The sequence below is a fragment of the Pseudomonas sp. F8002 genome (assembly GCF_013385495.1).
Classification (GTDB): domain Bacteria; phylum Pseudomonadota; class Gammaproteobacteria; order Pseudomonadales; family Pseudomonadaceae; genus Aquipseudomonas.
Map to the genome: position 1 here is coordinate 1 of NZ_JACAPW010000002.1, position 17,876 is coordinate 17,876.

Genomic DNA, 17,876 nt, shown 5'->3' on the forward strand with positions numbered 1-17,876 from the left:
GGTGCCGGAGTGAGGGAACACCGAGCCTAGGCGAGGTGCCGACAGGCGGGGCAGAGCCCTTTGCTTACTTTGGGGCTTTTCCAAAGTGAGCCGCTGTAAGAGCGGAACCATAAGCCGCCGTTACCTAAATAACGGATATGTACTCAATCACCCCCCAAACGCATCCCTGAGAAACCCCGGAGCGATATACCGCTGATAATGCGCCTCGGACAAAATAAAAAACTCCCGATCAATCGCATCCCGCAACTCAGGCAACCCCCACTCCCGAAACTCCGGCATCAACACCATCCCGTAAGCCTCCAGATTGCTGATCACCCGCGCCCCCCGGGCAATCAACTGATAGGCCCAGCAGTACTCCGACTGATGCGGCACAAACCGAATCTTGCGCTGCTCCAGCTGCCCCCGCAGCATTTTAGGGTCAAACACCTCAAGCTTCCCGGCCATCACCTGCACCAACAACTGCTCCAGCCGCAGCCACACCGCACGTTTTTCTTCCTCGTTATACCCGTTCCACTGAATCACCTCATGGTGAAACCGCTTGCACCCCCGGCACACAAGATCGCCGTAAACCGTGGAGCACAGGCCTACGCAGGGGGTCTTGATGGTTTGGTTAGACATGGTCGACAACGCACAAATCAGCGAAACAGTTGCACATGTTAGCCCTTTGTCTAAGGTTGATCACCCTGCAAACTTGGCGCGGCAACTTACGTTTAGAATTTTTTTGCCGTAGAATCATCCGGCCTTGTAAGGCGCCAATAATCCGTTGGAAGCTGTTTTCAAAGCGTCACGAGCACAGTCGTTCCTAAAGAACGGTGTTGGCGATGGTTATTTACCCGGTAAATAGCCAGCGCCAACCCTCATCAGCTCCGTTCTGCAGGCGTAAAACTTTGAAAGCAGCTTCTGTGAGGATTGCCGGCAGCGCTGGCTCTACGGCCCAAAAAGCCCCTGAGCGCATGCGTGCCGTGCATTTCTGGATGAGCGTCCCGTGGGACCACTGATGAGGGTAATAACTGTGCTTGAAGCCTACCGCAAACATATCGAAGAGCGTGCAGCCCTGGGTATCGTTCCCCAGCCGCTTAACGCCGAACAAACCGCAGGCCTGGTCGAGCTGCTGAAAAATCCCCCGGCTGGCGAAGAAGAATTCCTCGTTGACCTGATCACCAACCGCATTCCACCAGGCGTTGACGAAGCTGCCTACGTCAAGGCCGGTTTCCTGTCTGCCCTGGCCAAGGGCGAAGCCACTTCTCCCCTGATCGACAAGAAACGCGCTGTTGAACTGCTCGGCACCATGCAAGGCGGCTACAACATCGTGACCCTGGTCGAGCTGCTGGACGACGCCACCCTGGCCCCCGTCGCTGCCGCCCAACTCAAGCACACCCTGCTGATGTTCGATGCTTTCCACGACGTCGCGGAAAAAGCCAGGAACGGCAACGAACACGCCAAAGCCGTGATCCAGTCCTGGGCCGACGGCGAGTGGTTCAAGAACCGCCCGACCCTGGCCGACAAGATCAGCCTGCGCGTGTTCAAGGTCACCGGCGAAACCAACACCGACGACCTGTCCCCTGCCCCGGACGCCTGGTCCCGCCCTGACATCCCGCTGCACGCCCTGGCCATGCTGAAAATGGCCCGTGAAGGCATCGTGCCGGATGAGCAAGGCAAGACCGGCCCGATGAAGCAGATCGAAGAAATGCGCGGCCAGGGCTTCCCGATCGCCTACGTCGGTGACGTGGTCGGTACCGGTTCGTCGCGTAAATCGGCCACCAACTCGGTACTGTGGTTCTTCGGCGACGACGTGCCTTACGTGCCGAACAAGCGCGCTGGCGGCTTCTGCTTCGGCAGCAAGATCGCTCCAATCTTCTACAACACCATGGAAGATGCCGGCGCACTGCCAATCGAGTTCGACGTTACCAACATGAACATGGGCGACGTGATCGACCTGTACCCGCATGCTGGCAAAGTCACCAAGCACAACAGCGATGAAGTCCTGACCACCTTCGAAATGAAGACTCCGGTGCTGTTGGATGAAGTCCGTGCCGGCGGTCGTATCCCGCTGATCATCGGCCGTGGCCTGACCGAGAAGGCTCGCGCCGAGCTGGGTCTGCCACCTTCGACCCTGTTCAAACTGCCGGAAGCCCCGGCTGAAAGCGACAAGGGCTACACCCTGGCGCAGAAAATGGTCGGCAAGGCCTGCGGCGTGGCTGGCGTTCGTCCAGGCACCTACTGCGAACCGAAGATGACCACCGTCGGCTCCCAGGACACCACCGGTCCCATGACCCGTGACGAACTGAAAGACCTGGCGTGCCTGGGCTTCTCCACCGATCTGGTAATGCAGTCGTTCTGCCACACCGCGGCCTATCCAAAGCCGATCGACGTGACCACCCACCACACCCTGCCTGACTTCATCATGACCCGTGGCGGCGTATCGCTGCGTCCGGGCGACGGCATCATCCACAGCTGGCTGAACCGCATGCTGCTGCCGGACACCGTCGGTACCGGTGGTGACTCCCACACCCGTTTCCCGATGGGCATTTCGTTCCCGGCCGGTTCCGGCCTGGTAGCGTTCGCCGCCGCCACCGGCGTCATGCCGCTGGACATGCCGGAATCGATCCTGGTGCGTTTCAAAGGTGAAATGCAACCTGGTATCACCCTGCGTGACCTGGTTCACGCCATTCCTTACTACGCGATCCAGGCTGGCCTGCTGACCGTAGAGAAGAAAGGCAAGAAGAACGCCTTCTCCGGCCGCATCCTGGAAATCGAAGGCCTGGATAACCTGAGCATCGAACAAGCCTTCGAGCTGTCCGACGCCTCGGCTGAACGTTCGGCTGCCGGTTGCACCATCAAGCTGTCGAAAGAATCCATCACCGAGTACCTGAACTCCAACATCACCCTGCTGCGCTGGATGATTGGTGAAGGCTACGGCGATGCGCGCACCCTGGAACGTCGTGCCCAAGCGATGGAAGCCTGGGTTGCCAACCCTGAGCTGATGGTTGCCGATGCTGACGCCGAATACGCTGAAATCATCGAGATCGACCTGGCCGACATCAAGGAGCCTGTGCTCTGCGCGCCAAACGATCCGGACGACGCCCGTCTGCTGTCCAGCGTTGCTGGCGAGAAGATCGACGAAGTGTTCATCGGTTCGTGCATGACCAACATCGGTCACTTCCGCGCTGCCGGTAAACTGCTGGATCAGGTCAAGGGTCAGCTGCCAACCCGTCTGTGGCTGTCGCCGCCGACCAAGATGGACGCTCACCAACTGACCGAAGAAGGCTACTACGGCATCTACGGCAAGGCTGGCGCGCGCATGGAAATGCCGGGCTGCTCGCTGTGCATGGGTAACCAGGCACGTGTAGAGCCGAACTCGACCGTTGTGTCGACGTCGACCCGTAACTTCCCGAACCGTCTGGGTGACGGCGCAAACGTCTACCTGGCTTCGGCCGAGCTGGCGTCGGTGGCTTCCATCCTGGGTCGCCTGCCGACCGTCGAGGAGTACATGGAATACGCCGCGAAGATCAACACCATGGCCAGCGACGTGTATCGCTACCTGAGTTTTGACCAGATCGCCGAGTTCCGTGAAATTGCTGCAAGCGCCAACATCCCTGTGGTTCAAGCCTAAGGTTTTGTTGCTGTAAACGAACGCCGCGTATCGTCAGATGCGCGGCGTTTTTTTATGCGCCTCGATTGAGGCCCAGACCTTGTCCTGCGCCTGGGTGCACGGCGTGCCTTCCGGGTGTGCCTGGATCGTGGCGATCACCGCGCGTAACTCGGCCTTGCTCTGGTCCATTCGGGCTTGAAGCTCTTCTATCTGCGCAATCCTGCGCTCAAGCCTCAAGACGATATCGGCGCGTTTCGCCTCGCTCGGGGAATCGTCGGGCATCAGCGCCTTCAACTCCTGCAAGCTGAAACCGGCGCGCTGAGCGCCCTGGATCAATTGCAGCGTCTGCAACGTCTGCATGGGATAACGGCGATAGCCATTACCTTGTCGCTCGACCTGGATCAGCCCCTGGGCTTCGTAAAAGCGAATCTTCGAGGCTGCCAAGCCGCTGCGTTCCGCCAGTTCACCAATATTCATCGCCAACCCCATTGACCTTAAAGTGACCTTTAAGCTTAGCCTGAGCGCTCCCAATGTGAGGAGTCAAGCATGTCGCCCTTTGAAGCGTTGCAATTGCCCAACGGCCAGCTCATCAGTAACCGCATCGCCAAGGCGGCGATGGAAGAGAACATGGCGGATGCGAACCAGGCGCCTTCCGAGGCCCTGATGCGCTTATATCAAGCCTGGGCCGACGGCGAGCCCGGCCTGATCCTGACCGGCAACGTGATGATTGATCGCCGTGCCATGACCGGCCCCGGCGGCGTGGTGCTGGAAGACGAACGTCACCTGGACAAGTTTCGCCAATGGGCCGCGATTGGCCGGGCCAAGGGCGCGCAGTTCTGGGTGCAGCTCAACCACCCGGGCCGTCAGACCATGGCCAACCTCGGCCAGCAGGCCCTGGCACCTTCGGCGGTGGCCCTCGATCTCGGCGGCTTTTCGAAGATGTTCGCCCAACCCAAAGCCATGACCGAGGACGATATCCAGGACGTCATCACGCGCTTCGCCACCAGCGCGCGTCTCGCCGAAAAGGCCGGCTTCAGCGGCGCGCAGATTCACGCGGCCCACGGCTACCTGCTCAGCCAGTTTCTCTCGCCCTTGAGCAACCAGCGCACAGACCGCTGGGGCGGCAGCGTTGAAAACCGCGCTCGGCTGTTGCTGGAAGTGATCAAAGCCGTACGCGCCGCCGTGAGCGCGGATTTCTGCGTGGCGGTGAAACTCAACTCCGCCGACTTCCAGCGCGGAGGCTTTGACGCCGCCGACGCCCACGCCGTGGTCGAGCTGCTCAACCCGCTGGCCATCGACCTGCTGGAACTGTCCGGCGGCAGCTACGAAGCCCCGGCCATGCAAGGCGAGGCTCGCGACGGACGCACCCTGGCCCGCGAAGCCTATTTCATCGAGATGGCCAGCGACCTGGCGAAAGTCGCCAACATGCCGGTGATGGTCACCGGCGGCATCCGGCGCTTGCCGATCGTGCAGCAAGTCCTGGACAGCGGCATCGCCATGGCCGGGATCGCCACCGCGCTGACCCTGGAGCCGCACCTGATCAAGCAATGGCGCGCCGGCCGCGATCTCAACCCGCAATTGCCGCCGATCCGCTGGAAGCGCAAACCCCTGGCCAGCCTGGCGAGCATGGCAGTGGTGCGCTATCAGCTTCGCCGCCTGAGCCGTGGCCGCCAGCCGAAACCCGGGGTGACGCCGCTGCTGGCGTTGATAAAAGACCAACTGTTTATCGCCCGCCGCACTCGGCAATATCGCGCTGCGATGACCAATTCTTCACATTGAGCGGGGAGCATTCAGCGCCATGGAACTGTCCTTAACTGATCAGCAGCTTTTTACCCTCACTGACGATTGGAGTTCTTCATGGCGAAAATCACCCTGGCCCAGCAATTGGCGACCACCCTTGAACAGGCGGGCATCAAGCGCATCTGGGGCCTGACCGGCGACAGCCTCAACGGCCTGACCGACTCCCTGCGCACCATGGACAGCATCGAGTGGATGCATGTGCGCCACGAAGAAGTGGCCGCGTTTGCCGCCGGTGCCGAAGCCGCCGCCACCGGCGAGCTGACCGTATGCGCCGGCAGCTGCGGCCCCGGCAACTTGCACTTGATCAATGGCCTGTTCGATTGCCATCGCAACCACGTGCCGGTGCTGGCCATCGCGGCGCAGATCCCCTCCTCCGAGATCGGCCTGAACTACTTCCAGGAGACCCATCCCCAGGAGCTGTTCAAGGAGTGCAGCCACTTTATCGAGCTGGTGACCAACCCCGAGCAGATGCCTCACGTGCTGCACCGTGCCATGCGCTCGGCGATCCTCAATCGCGGCGTAGCGGTGGTGGTGATTCCAGGGGATGTGTCACTGTTGGAAGTAGAAGATAAATTCAAACCGTGGCCGGCCCTGCTGGCACCGCGCACGTTGCCGGCGGAACAGGACCTGCAACGCCTCACCGACATCCTCGAACACAGCGGCAAAGTCACCCTGCTGTGTGGCAGCGGCTGTGCCGGCGCCCACGATGAGGTGGTGGCCCTGGCCGACGCCCTCGGCGCGCCCGTGGTGCATGCCCTGCGCGGCAAGGAACATGTGGAGTGGGACAACCCGTTCGACGTCGGCATGACCGGCCTGATCGGCTTCAGCTCCGGCTACCACGCCATGCTCAACTGCGACACGCTGATCATGCTCGGCACCGACTTCCCGTATCGCCAGTTCTACCCGACCGACGCAAAAATTATCCAGGTCGACCGCAACCCACAGGCACTGGGCCGACGTGCCACGCTGGACCTGGGCATTGCAGCTGACGTCAGCGAGACCATCCAGGCGCTGCTGCCGCGCCTGACCCGCAAGACGGACCGCAGCTTCCTCGAAACCTCGCTCAAGCATTATGAAAAAGCCCGCCAAGGGTTGGATGACCTGGCGGAACCGTCAAAGGCCGGCCGGCCAATTCACCCGCAATACGTTGCGCGCCTGCTCAGCGAACTGGCGGACGACGACGCAATCTTCACCGCCGACGTTGGCTCGCCGACAGTCTGGGCGGCGCGTTACTTGAAAATGAACGGCAAGCGCCGGTTGATCGGCTCGTTCAACCATGGCTCGATGGCCAACGCCATGCCCCAGGCCATCGGTGCGCAAGCCGCGTTTCCCGGGCGCCAGGTGATTTCGATGTCCGGTGACGGTGGGTTCACCATGCTGATGGGTGACTTCATCAGCCTGGCGCAGCTGAACCTGCCGGTGAAGCTGGTGGTGTTCAACAACTCTTCTTTGGGCTTCGTCGCCATGGAGATGAAAGCGGCGGGCTACCTGGATACCGGCACCGAGCTGAAAAACCCGGACTTTGCCGCCATGTCCAACGCCATGGGCATCCTCGGTATTCGCGTAGAGCAGTCCGAAGACCTGGAACCGGCCCTGCGCCGCGCCCTGGCCCACGACGGCCCGGTGCTGGTGGACGTGGTCACCGCCACCCAGGAACTGGTGATGCCGCCGAGCATCAAGCTGGAGCAGGCCAAGGGCTTCAGCCTGTACATGCTCAAGGCGGTGATGAGCGGACGCGGTGATGAGGTGATCGAGTTGGCGAAAACCAACTGGCTGCGTTAATCGCGCCTTAGTCGCCGACCACGCGGCCGACCGCAGACAAAAAAGACCCCGCTTAAATAGCGGGGTCTTTTTTCGCACGACTGATCAACCGTGCTGTTTTTCCACCCACTTGCCATAGGCGTCGATAAACGCCTGCAAAAACGGCTTGGTCTTTTCCGAGACCTTGCCCGACTCATCGAACACGCTGCCCGCACCGCCCAGATAGGCTTCCGGCTGCTGCATGCACGGCACATCGAGAAACACCAGCGACTGGCGCAAATGGTGATTGGCCCCAAAACCGCCGATGGCTCCGGGAGACACACTGATCACCGCACCCGGCTTGCCGCTGAAGACACTCTGGCCATAAGGGCGCGAACCGACGTCAATCGCATTCTTCAATACACCCGGCACGGAGCGGTTGTATTCGGGGGTCACAAACAGCACCGCGTCGGATGAACGCACGTGTTGACGGAAAGTACTGTAGGCTGCCGGCGGTGCAGCACCGTCGATGTCCTCGTTGTAGAGCGGCAAATCGCCAATTTCGACAATGTTCAACTTGAGGTTGGCGGGCGCCAACTCGGCCAGTGCCAGGGCGACCTTGCGGTTGATCGACTCTTTTCTCAAGCTGCCGACCAGTACGGCAATCGTGTAGACCTTGCTCATTGGGGTTTCCCGGTTTCTGACTTAAGGAGCTTGTAGTTATAGAGCCTGCGCGACGCTATCACCAGCGCGTTTTTGCAATCCCCAGGGACGTTTACACCGCAGATGGATTTGTAAGTAATGTCTGAAAAAGTCAACGAATAGTATTTTTTTTCAATAGGTAAACTACCCCGCTCTCCTACGGTCTACAGAACCGCAAATCGAGTGTTTATCTCCAGAGGTTCTAAACAGATGGCAGCAGTACTTGTCGGACAGTTCCATGCCAGAGACGCGGAAGGTCGCGTTTATTCGGTGCATGAGTTCCAGGAATCCAACCCGCCCCTCGACGGCCTGGCTGGCTCGGCGCCCACCACCACCTACAAGCTGGCCATTGGCGACCGCGTAGAAAAACTGGATGGCGATGAGTTCAGGCTGATTCAGTCGGGCACCGTCATCAAACGCGAATCGGCAACGACCCACGCTTCATAAGACCTTATTCCCCATAGGCGATATCAACATTATCGCCGACGCCTCCCAGTGTCCGGTCCTTGCCGAACGAGAACAGATCAAAGTTGGTTTTGGCCTGGCTGGGAGGATAGTGGTACTGATAGGCCACGCCCCAAGGGTCCGTCAGCATGTCCTGATCCTTGAGATAGGGGCCCCGCCACTTCCCTTCTCCCGCTGGCTGAACCGTCAACACCGCCAGCCCCTCGTCGTCGGTAGGATAACGCCCTACATCCTGATGAAACTGCTCGACTGCCTTGCCCAGCTCTTTCAACTGGACCTTGGCCGTGGCGATTTCCGACTGAGTCACGTCGCCGAAGATCCGCGGCCCCACCGCAACCGCCAACACGCCGACCACCAGCACCACCACCAGCAGGTCCCACAACGAAAACCCGCGCGTGTCTGTTTTACCGAGCATCGATAAGGCTCCCCCGTGGATCCTCTGGTTGATACGCCCTTTGTATGACCTGCTGGTTGCAGGCGCCAAGGGACTTGATCGTGCAAGTCTAGTTGGGGCGCTGCCGTGGCGGGTCTTTTTTCCACGCCCGGGCCTGAGCCATTGAATCCACGTCGCGCTGAACATAGACTCCGGCCATGCGTTTACGTCATATCGAAGTCATTCAAGCGATTTTACAGACCGGACACCTCGGCACCGCCGCCGAATGGTTGCAACTGCCCGTGGCCGATGTGGACGCAACCCTCAAGGAGGCCGAGCTGCAATTGGGCGTCATGCTGTTCGCCAGCGTGCGCGGACGCTTGCAGGCCACCCGGGAAACCCTCGAGCTGCAGGGCGAAATCGCCCACCTCTATGCAGCCCTTGAGCCGGTGCAACGCCTGGCCAGCAGCCTGAAGCACCACCATGCCCCGCCCTTGCGCGCGCTGTGCACCCCGCCGCTGGCCAATCAACTGCTGCCCCAGGCGATCGCCGTGCTGCGCCGACGTTTCCAAGACACGCCGTGCAACCTCTCCAGCCATTCCACCCGGGACATCGTCAAAAGCCTGCTGCTGCACGAAGCCGACCTCGGCCTGAGCCTGCACAACCCGGAACACCCGCAAATCCACAGCCAACCGCTGGCCCACGGCAAGCTGCAATTGCTCGCGCCCCATGGCTGGCTGAAGCCTCGGCAGAAGTACATTGCGCTACAGGAACTGGCCGGGCAGTCGATGATCGGCCTTGAAGGCCAGGACCCGCTGAGCCGCCTGCTGGACAGCAAGCTGCAAGCCCTGCGCCCGCTGCCGGTGGTGCAAACGCGGGTGCAGACGTACCAGATGATGCGCAGCATGGTAGAAGCCGGGGAAGGCCTGGCGATTGTCGACCCGTTCACCGCCAGCGGCGCACGGGAAGCCGGGCTGGATGCGTGCCCGTTGTCACCGCCGATTGTGGTGACCTTGTATGCGTTGACCCTGAAGGGCAGCGAGCCATCGCCCGCCTTGAATGCGCTGCTGGAGATTGTCACCGAGAAGGCTGAAAACCTACTGACAAGCACATTGCCGTGAATGTGGGAGTTGTCGGGCCTTGGCGAGGCTGCGAAGGCGGCGGCACAGTCGATAAAGAGGTTGCCTGACACACCGCCATCGCGGCCTCGCTGGGGCTCGACGGCTCCCACAGGGGGTCGGGGGGAAGTCTGGGAGTTGTGTGCTCGGTCGCAAGTACTCGGCTTGTGCAAATCGAATGTGGGAGCTGTCGAGCTTCAGCGAGGCTGCGAAGGCGGCGGCACAGTCGATAAAGAGGTTGCCTGACACACCGCCATCGCGGCCTCGCTGGGGCTCGACGGCTCCCACAGGGGATCGGGGGAAGTCTGGGAGTTGTGTGTTCGGTCGCAAGCACTCGGCTTGTGCAAATCGAATGTGGGAGCTGTCGAGCTTCAGCGAGGCTGCGAAGGCGGCGGTACAGTCGATAAAGAGGTTGCCTGACCTACCGCTATCGCGGCCTCGCTGGGGCTCGACGGCTCCCACAGGGGATCGGGGGAAGTCTGGGAGTTGTGTGCTCGGTCGCAAGCACTCGGCTTGTGCAAATCGAATGTGGGAGCTGTCGAGCTTTAGCGAGGCTGCGAAGGCGGCGGCACAGTCGATAAAGTGGTTGCCTGAAACACCGCCATCGCGGCCTCGCTGGGGCTCGACGGCTCCCACAGGGGATCGGGGGAAGTCTGGGAGTTGTGTGCTCGGTCGCAAGCACTCGGCTTGCGCAAATCGAATGTGGGAGCTGTCGAGCTTCAGCGAGGCTGCGAAGACGGCGGCACAGTCGATAAAGAGGTTGCCTGACCTACCGCTATCGCGGCCTCGCTGGGGCTCGACGGCTCCTACAGTTGATCGGTACAGCTCAGACTGCTTCCAATTCTGTCTTGAACAACCGATACCAGAAAATCGCCACTTCGCGCGTCTGCGGATCAATCCCGCGATAGCGCAGGTGGTCGATCCCGCCCATCACATACCCGCAGCGCTCATACAGCCGGCAGGCACCGAGGTTGTTGTTCTGGGTCTCCAGCATCATCCCCGGCAGGTTCTTCTTGCGGCTCCAGAACTGCGCCACGTCCAGCAACGCCTTGGCCACCCCGTGGCGCCGCGCGGGCAAGACCACCGCCAGCTCATCCACATGGGCAAAGCCGTTCCAGTTGGTGCTGACCACGATATGCCCCACTGGCCGGTCATCGAGGTAGGCCATGAACACCGCACTGTCGGCCGCGTCACGGAAGCTGGCGAACTCCTCTGGGTCGATGCCGTAGCATTTGCGGTACGGCACGATACGCTCCACCGCCCACTGGTCGACGCGCTTGCCCATTTCCGGCTTGCCGTAGGCGTTGACTTCAAAGCTGAAGTCGTTCCCCCACACGTAGGCGTCAAATCCTTCGTCAGCCACCCGGACACTGAGGCCCGGGTACTTCGGGTTCATTACAGCTTGCATAAACATCCTTAACCCTTGATGCAGTCGACGGTGTAACAACGACCACTGCCGTCATCTTCGTGTTGCAGTCCATGAACATCGGCAACAAAGCCGGGGAAACTGCTATCGAACGTCCTGGCAAACGCCAGGTAATCAATGATCGAGCGAGTCGATTCGGTAAAGCGCTCACCCGGCATGATCAACGGAATGCCCGGCGGGTAAGGCACCAGCATGACCGCTGCGACCCGACCTGGCAAAGCGTCGATGGACACCGCCTCGACTTCGCCCTTGACCAACAGGTCGTAGGCGTCGGCCGGTTTCATCGCGATTTCCGGCAGTACCGTGTACATCCGCTTCAGGTGCTTGGCCGTGGCATTGCTGCGGTAACAGCTGTGCAACTGGTCGCACAGATCCTTCAAACCCAATCCCTGATACCGCACCGGGCCCTGCTGAAACACCGATGGCAAACAGACAGCAAGGCTCACGTTGGCGTCATAACTGCGCTTGAATTCCAGCAGTTCGGTGAGCAGGGTACTCCACTTGCCTTTGGTGATGCCCATGGAAAACAGCACGAGGAACGAATACAGCCCGGTCTTTTCCACCACCAGCCCACGTTCCCAGAGGAATTTACTGACCACCGCAGCGGGAATTCCGCACTCGCTCAAAGCCCCGCCGGCATTCAGGCCAGGCATCACCAGGGTGACTTTTATCGGGTCCAGCAGCACGTAGTCTTCGGCGATATCGCCAAAGCCATGCCAGTCGGCCTGGGGTTGCAGCAGCCAGTCCGCCGTCACCACCCGGTCAATGCCCGCCACCAGCGGCGGCTGCCAGATGGAAAACCACCAGTCTTCAGCGGCGATGTGCTGGCGCAGGTTGGCCAGGGCGCGACGAAAGCTCAGGGCCTCGTCAAACATCTCTTGCAGCAACGACCGCCCCGCCGGCCCTTCCATCATTGCGGACGCCACATCCAGGGAGGCGATGATGCTGTACTGCGGCGAGGTGGAAATATGCATCATGAACGCTTCGTTGAAGCGGTCGCGGTCCAGCTTGCGCACGCCGCCATCCTGCACATGGATCATCGACGCCTGGCTGAACGCCGCCAGCAGCTTGTGCGTGGAGTGCGTGGTGAACACCAGCGGGCTCTCGGGCGTGCGCGAGGTGCCCATGCCGTAGCGCCCGGCAAAGAACTCATGAAACGCCGCGTAGGCGTACCACGCCTCGTCAAAGTGCAGCACCTCGACGCTGTTGCCCAGTTGCTGCTTGATCAGCTCGGCGTTGTAGCACAGGCCGTCATAGGTGGAGTTGGTGACCACCGCCAGCTTGACCCTGGCCGGTCGGCCTCGGGTCAGCGGGCTGGCGTCGATCTTGGCGCGGATCGACTCGGGGCTGAACTCGCTCAGGGGAATCGGCCCGATGATCCCCAGTTCATTGCGCTCCGGGCACAGGTACAGCGGGATGGCGCCGGTCATGATGATCGAATGCAACACCGACTTGTGACAGTTGCGGTCCACCAGCACCAGGTCATCCCGGCCCACCATCGAGTGCCAGACGATCTTGTTGGCGGTGGAAGTGCCATTGATCACGAAGTAGGTGTGATCGGCGCCGAAGTTGCGCGCTGCCCGCGCCTCGGCTTCGGCCAACGGGCCGGTGTGGTCCAGCAGCGAGCCGAGCTCCGGCACCGACACCGACAAGTCCGAACGCAGGGTATTTTCCCCGAAGAACTGATGAAACGCCTGCCCCACCGGGCTTTTGCGATAGGCCACGCCGCCGCCATGACCGGGGGTGTGCCAGGAATAATTGGAATCCGCCGTGTGCTGCACCAGGGCCTTGAAGAATGGCGGCAACAGGCCATCCAGGTAGGCGCGAGCCGCACGGGCCACTTGCCGGGCAAGAAACGGCACGGTGTCTTCAAACAGATAAAGAATGCCCCGCAACTGGTTCAGCTCGCTCATGGCATCGGCCGGGGCGTTTTCCAGGGTGACCTGCTCACCGAGGGCGAAGATCGGCAGGTTTGGCGCCCGCACCCGCGCCAGGCGGATCAGTTCCACCATGTTTTGCATCAGATGGGTATTTTCCCCAGCCCCCTCGGCGGCAATCAGCATGCAGGCCAGGCCGTGATGGGTCGAAGCCACCAGGCGCCCCTCGGCGTAGTCCACCGCCGAAAAGATACTGAAGCCCTCCTGCTCAAGCTCCCGGGCGATGCCCCGGACGCGGTCGCCGGCAACGGTGTCGGCCTTGATGTCGCGGTGTACGATCAGAACCGGGAACTTCAGGTCTTTGTACATGAGCGCTTGGCGTCCTGAGGGCTATGCCTTCAGGGTAGAAGCTCGGGGCCGATGTGGCGAATGAAGATGTTCAACCGGTGTTCATAAAGCGCCGTCGATGACCTCGCGCAACACCAGCGCCGCTTGCACTGCTTGCTGGCGAGTCGCCAGGTTGGTGAAGCCCATCAACAGGCCTTGCTGACCGCCGGGCTCGATGCTCCAGCCCGACACGGCCTGTATCCCCAGCCCGGCACGTGCGGCGGCCGCAGCGACGGCCTGATCGCAGACGTCCACCCGCAGCCGCGCCAGCAGGTTGATCCCGCCGGACTGCTCATCCACCTGCAAAAGCGCCCCGCAATGACTGGCCAGTGCCTCCACCAGAAAGCCGCGCCGCGCGGTGTAGAGCTGGCGCATTTTTTTCAGGTGGCGGGTGAAATGGCCCTGGTCGAGAAAGTCCGCCGTGGTGGCTTGCAACAATTCGGCGCTGCGGTTTTGCAGTACGCCGGCGCTGGCCTCAAAGGTCGGGAGCAGCGCCCGAGGCACCACCAGATAACCCAGGCGCAGCCCCGGGAAGAGCATCTTGCTGAAACTGCCGGAGTAGATCACCCGGTCGGCCGTGTCCTGGCTCTTGAGCGCGGCCAGGGGCTGGCCCTTGTAGCGGAACTCGCTGTCGTAGTCGTCTTCCACCACCCAGCCGCCGTGGGCCTGTGCCCAATCGAGCAAGCAATGGCGCCGCGCAGTACCGAGGGCGACCCCCAGCGGGCTCTGGTGGGCCGGGGTGACAATCGCCAGCCGGGCGCCGGGCGCACGCCGTATGCCCTCCTCCACATCAAGCCCGTCGTGGTCCACCGGCACCGGGACCAACTGCGCCCCCAGGTGCAGCAGCAGTTGCCGCGCATGCAGGTAGCCCGGGTCTTCGAACCAGCATGGCTGGCCGGCCATCTGCAGCGCATCACACACCAGCGCGAGGCACGCCGAGTAACCGGCACACACGAACACCTGCTCCGGCGAACATTCCACGCCCCGGTACAGCGCCAGGTATTGCGCGATCGCTACACGCAGCGAGCGGGCACCACGCACATCGCCCATGGCCAGGCTGTTCACATCGACTCGGCGCACTTGCCGGGTGACCAGCCGCGCCCACAGCTTGCGCGGAAAGCTGTCGAGCGCCGGCAAGCCCAACTGCAACAGGCGCGGGGCCGACGCCGGCGCCACGGGTTCGGGTTCAACCGGCAACGACTTGATCGAGCGCTGCGGCAACGCCTCGGCCACCACTGTTCCCGCCTGGCCCCGCGCCAGGAAGAACCCTTCGCTCACCAGCAACTGGTAGGCCGTCTCCACCGTGCCCCGGGCCACCTTCAGTTCCTGGGCCAGGCTGCGCACCGACGGCACCCGCTCACCGGGGCGCAGTTGGCCCTGGTCGATGGCCTGGCGAAAGCGCCGGTAGATCTCCTGGTATTTGGGCAGTGACGACATCGTTATCCGGCTCACAGTGAATCAGCCCTGAAGTCTGATCTTGTCCCAACCCGCTTGTCCATTCTTGGCCCTATTGAGCCGGCGACCCGGCCGCCACACTGACGGCATCACTTCACGAAACAAGGAGCACCCCATGCAACACCGTCTCGACTACGCCCTGGCGGCGCCCGTCGGCTACAAGGCCCTTGGCTCGGTGCACAGCTACATCCACGGCTGCGGCCTGGAGAAGGAATTGATTGACCTGGTGTACCTGCGGGTCTCGCAACTCAACGGCTGCGCCTACTGCCTGGACTCACATTCGCGCGACCTGCTCAAACAGGGCGTGAGCCTGGAAAAGCTGATGCTGCTGGCCGCCTGGCGCGAAGCGTTGCCGTTGTTCAGCCCGCGTGAACGCGCCGCGTTAGCTTGGGCCGAGTCGGTCACCCAGGTCGCACAAACCGAGGTGCCGGACGAACACTATGCCGAGGCCAAGGCCCTCTTCGATGACAAGGAAATTGCCGACCTGACCCTGGCTATCGCCCTGATGAACGCCCTGAACCGCGTCGCCATCAGCTTTCGCAAAGTCCCTGCCGCCGTAAAAGCGCACATGGAGCACGGCAACCATGAATGACGCTGTTGAGTTTGTGCACATCGAAAGCGACGCCGACTGCCTGGCCTGCTTTGCCGTCATGCAGCAACTGCGGCCAAAGCTCGAAGACCCGCACGCCTTCGTCCAGCAGATTCAGCGCCAGCGCGAAACCGGCTACCGCCTGCTGGCCGCCCGGGAAAACGGCCAGGTGCTGGGCCTGGCCGGTTATCGCCTGACGGAAAACCTGCTGTATGGGCGCTTTATCTACGTCGATGACCTGGTGGTGGACGCCTCCCTGCAACGCCGACGCCTGGGTGCGCGCCTGCTGGACGAGGTACGCCAGCACACCCGCCGCCTGGGCTATCGCTACCTGGTGCTGGACACCGGCATGCACATGGCCCTGGCCCAACGCTTCTATTTTCGCCAGGGCCTGCTGCCACTGGGGATGCACTTTTCACAGGACCTCGGCCAATGACCCGCGCCCTGCTACTGAGCTTCAGCCCCCACGGCAAGGCCGCCCAGACCTTCCGCCTGGCCCGCGCCCTGCTCCGCGAACAGGCACCCGAGGCCGAAGTGGTCGAACGCGACTACGGCGGCCAGGGCTTGCCGGCGCTGACCCGGGAATACGCCAACGCCCTGACCACGCCCGGCGGCCTGAGCGGCCCGGCAACCGAGCGCTCCGAGCAACTGATTGTCGAGCTGGAAGCCTGTGACCTGTTGATCATCTGCACCCCCGTGCACAATTTCACGGTGCCGGCGGCCCTCAAGTGCTGGATCGACCATGTGGTGCGCATCCACCGCAGTTTCACGGTGAATCCGCAGTTTGAGAAAGTCGGCTTGCTCAAGGACCGGCGCACCTTTGTACTGGTCAGCTCCGGCAGTTCGCGAAAAAACCGCGAGCCCGACTTCCTCACGCCCTACCTGCAGGCGATCCTTGGAACCGTGGGCATTCACGCGGTGGATTTCGTCTATCTGGGGGCCATGGTGCGTGGCGCAGCCGCCGTGCAGCGCAGCCTGGAACAGGCCCACACGCAGTTGGCCGAGGCATTTGACCGGCAAGCGGGCGCCCGGGCGGCAATCAGCGCTGGCGCGTAAAATTAATGGCGCTAGAATCAGCGCCATTTCTACGCCCGCCTCCCTGATACGAGCCACCCATGAGCTTTGATTTCGACACGATCCACTCCCGCCTCGGCACCGGCAGCACCAAGTGGAGTCGTTACCCGCAAGACGTTCTGCCGATGTGGATTGCCGACATGGACATCGCCGCACCACCGGCTGTGCTTCAGGCGCTGCACCAGCGCCTCGGTCAACAGATCCTCGGCTACAGCGTGGCCTGCGATGGCGTGCGCGAGGCGATCGTCGCCGACCTGTGGGCCAAGTACGCCTGGCGCGTACAGCCGGATGAGTTGCTGTTCCTGCCGGGGGTCGAGCCTGGTTTCAACATGGCGCTGCACGCATTTGTGCAGCCCGGCCAACCGGTGGTGTTGCAAACCCCCAACTATCGCCCGATCCGCCTGGCGCCCGGCCACTGGAACCTGCCGAAGATCGAAGTGCCGTTTGAGCTGAGCGCCGAAGGCGAGTACCTCACGCCGTTGCCGGCAATGCGTGAAGCCCTCACCGGCGCCGGGGCGCTGCTGTTGAGCAACCCGCACAACCCGATGGGCAAGGTCTTCCCCCGTGAGGAACTGCTGGCCGTGGCCAGCGCCTGCCTGGACCAGGGTGCGCTGATCGTCTCCGATGAAATCCACGCCGAGCTGTGCTTTGACGGCCGCCGGCATATTCCCACCGCCAGCCTCAGCCCCGAGATTGCCCAGCGCACCATCACCCTGATGTCGGCGAGCAAGGCGTATAACGTCGCCGGGTTGAAGACCTGCTTCGCGGTGATCCAGAATCCCGAGATCCGCGAACGCTTCAACCAAGCGCGCTGCGGCATGGTCGACAGCGTCAGCCCCCTGGGCCTGGAAGCCACGCGTGCGGCCTACAGCGACTGCGGCGACTGGCTGCAGGCGCTGGTGGCCTACCTGCAAGCCAACCGCGATTACCTGCTGAACGCCGTGCAAACCCGCCTGCCCGGCGTGGTCATGCATGCGCCTCAAGGCACCTACCTGGCCTGGCTGGACTGCAGCGCCCTGGGCCTGGACGACCCGCAACGGTTCTTCCTCGAACAGGCCAGGGTCGGCTTGAGCGCCGGGATTGAATTCGGCGATGACAGCCAGCAATTCGTGCGCCTGAACTTCGGCTGCCCACGGGCCATGCTGGAAGAAGGCATCGCCCGCCTGGAACGCAGCCTGCGTCACCGTTAAGGCGCAATTCACAACTTTTCGCAACGACCGCCGAACCCCTGCTGTTACTGTTTTTGCCGATTCGTCCCACCGGTAACAGCAGGAGTTC

16 protein-coding genes are annotated in these 17,876 nt (G+C 62.0%); 9 read left to right on the forward strand and 7 right to left on the reverse strand.

Features of this window, described 5'->3' with window-relative positions; translation table 11 throughout:
* Positions 1 to 147: 147 nt before the first annotated feature.
* Complete coding sequence (locus HX811_RS02250; protein ID WP_003209237.1) at positions 148 to 618, reverse strand: DUF1289 domain-containing protein; 471 nt, start codon at positions 616 to 618, stop codon at positions 148 to 150.
* Positions 619 to 1,012: 394 nt separating this feature from the next.
* On the opposite strand from HX811_RS02250, the gene acnB reads away from it, so the two are divergent.
* Positions 1,013 to 3,613 (forward strand): bifunctional aconitate hydratase 2/2-methylisocitrate dehydratase, encoded by a 2,601-nt coding sequence (gene acnB / locus HX811_RS02255; RefSeq protein ID WP_003209239.1) that lies wholly within the window; start codon positions 1,013 to 1,015, stop codon positions 3,611 to 3,613.
* A gap of 33 nt (positions 3,614 to 3,646) precedes the next feature.
* Here the strand turns inward: acnB and HX811_RS02260 are convergent, their stop codons facing one another.
* Entirely contained in the window at positions 3,647 to 4,069 is a 423-nt protein-coding gene (locus HX811_RS02260; protein WP_008431339.1) for a MerR family transcriptional regulator, read from the reverse strand.
* Between the two features lie 69 nt (positions 4,070 to 4,138).
* Here HX811_RS02260 and HX811_RS02265 point away from each other — a divergent pair, with 69 nt between their 5' ends.
* Together HX811_RS02265 and poxB are read left to right on the forward strand one after the other, a co-directional pair.
* The gene (locus tag HX811_RS02265; protein WP_102605235.1) at positions 4,139 to 5,371 is read left to right on the forward strand and encodes an NADH:flavin oxidoreductase/NADH oxidase family protein; all 1,233 of its coding nucleotides are present in this window, start codon (positions 4,139 to 4,141) and stop codon (positions 5,369 to 5,371) included.
* Between the two features lie 78 nt (positions 5,372 to 5,449).
* Positions 5,450 to 7,174: a ubiquinone-dependent pyruvate dehydrogenase gene (poxB, locus tag HX811_RS02270; protein WP_008431335.1), complete on the forward strand. Its 1,725-nt coding sequence runs from the start codon at positions 5,450 to 5,452 to the stop codon at positions 7,172 to 7,174.
* A gap of 84 nt (positions 7,175 to 7,258) precedes the next feature.
* On the opposite strand, the gene HX811_RS02275 is transcribed toward poxB, so the two are convergent.
* On the reverse strand, positions 7,259 to 7,816 hold the full coding sequence (locus HX811_RS02275; RefSeq protein ID WP_008431334.1) for an NADPH-dependent FMN reductase: 558 nt from the start codon (positions 7,814 to 7,816) through the stop codon (positions 7,259 to 7,261).
* A gap of 228 nt (positions 7,817 to 8,044) precedes the next feature.
* Here HX811_RS02275 and HX811_RS02280 point away from each other — a divergent pair, with 228 nt between their 5' ends.
* Positions 8,045 to 8,281: a hypothetical protein gene (locus HX811_RS02280; RefSeq protein WP_177044548.1), complete on the forward strand. Its 237-nt coding sequence runs from the start codon at positions 8,045 to 8,047 to the stop codon at positions 8,279 to 8,281.
* Between the two features lie 4 nt (positions 8,282 to 8,285).
* On the opposite strand, the gene gspG is transcribed toward HX811_RS02280, so the two are convergent.
* A complete protein-coding gene (gene gspG / locus HX811_RS02285) occupies positions 8,286 to 8,714 on the reverse strand; it encodes a type II secretion system major pseudopilin GspG (RefSeq protein ID WP_102369043.1) in 429 nt (142 codons plus the stop codon).
* A 176-nt stretch (positions 8,715 to 8,890) separates the two neighbouring features.
* Between gspG and HX811_RS02290 the strand changes: the two genes are divergently transcribed.
* Positions 8,891 to 9,793 carry a LysR substrate-binding domain-containing protein gene (locus HX811_RS02290; protein ID WP_177044550.1) on the forward strand — a complete coding sequence of 301 codons (903 nt, stop codon included), beginning with the start codon at positions 8,891 to 8,893 and terminating at the stop codon, positions 9,791 to 9,793.
* 823 nt (positions 9,794 to 10,616) lie between these two features.
* On the opposite strand, the gene HX811_RS02295 is transcribed toward HX811_RS02290, so the two are convergent.
* The 3 genes from HX811_RS02295 to HX811_RS02305 form a co-directional block, all read right to left on the reverse strand.
* On the reverse strand, positions 10,617 to 11,186 hold the full coding sequence (locus HX811_RS02295; RefSeq protein ID WP_003217028.1) for a GNAT family N-acetyltransferase: 570 nt from the start codon (positions 11,184 to 11,186) through the stop codon (positions 10,617 to 10,619).
* A gap of 20 nt (positions 11,187 to 11,206) precedes the next feature.
* Complete coding sequence (locus HX811_RS02300) at positions 11,207 to 13,462, reverse strand: arginine/lysine/ornithine decarboxylase (RefSeq protein WP_177044552.1); 2,256 nt, start codon at positions 13,460 to 13,462, stop codon at positions 11,207 to 11,209.
* Positions 13,463 to 13,543: 81 nt separating this feature from the next.
* Positions 13,544 to 14,917, reverse strand: coding sequence for a PLP-dependent aminotransferase family protein (locus tag HX811_RS02305; RefSeq protein ID WP_177044554.1), 1,374 nt, complete (start codon positions 14,915 to 14,917; stop codon positions 13,544 to 13,546).
* Between the two features lie 133 nt (positions 14,918 to 15,050).
* Here HX811_RS02305 and HX811_RS02310 point away from each other — a divergent pair, with 133 nt between their 5' ends.
* The 4 genes from HX811_RS02310 to HX811_RS02325 are packed head-to-tail and all read left to right on the forward strand — an operon-like array spanning position 15,051 to position 17,788.
* Positions 15,051 to 15,527, forward strand: a complete 477-nt coding sequence (locus HX811_RS02310) for a carboxymuconolactone decarboxylase family protein (RefSeq protein WP_003217021.1) — start codon at positions 15,051 to 15,053, stop codon at positions 15,525 to 15,527.
* Positions 15,520 to 15,960, forward strand: coding sequence for a GNAT family N-acetyltransferase (locus HX811_RS02315; RefSeq protein WP_177044556.1), 441 nt, complete (start codon positions 15,520 to 15,522; stop codon positions 15,958 to 15,960). Before HX811_RS02310 ends, HX811_RS02315 begins: the two co-directional genes overlap by 8 nt.
* A complete protein-coding gene (locus HX811_RS02320) occupies positions 15,957 to 16,580 on the forward strand; it encodes an FMN-dependent NADH-azoreductase (protein ID WP_102605240.1) in 624 nt (207 codons plus the stop codon). Before HX811_RS02315 ends, HX811_RS02320 begins: the two co-directional genes overlap by 4 nt.
* A gap of 59 nt (positions 16,581 to 16,639) precedes the next feature.
* Positions 16,640 to 17,788, forward strand: a complete 1,149-nt coding sequence (locus HX811_RS02325) for a MalY/PatB family protein (RefSeq protein WP_102605241.1) — start codon at positions 16,640 to 16,642, stop codon at positions 17,786 to 17,788.
* Positions 17,789 to 17,876 lie beyond the last annotated feature (88 nt).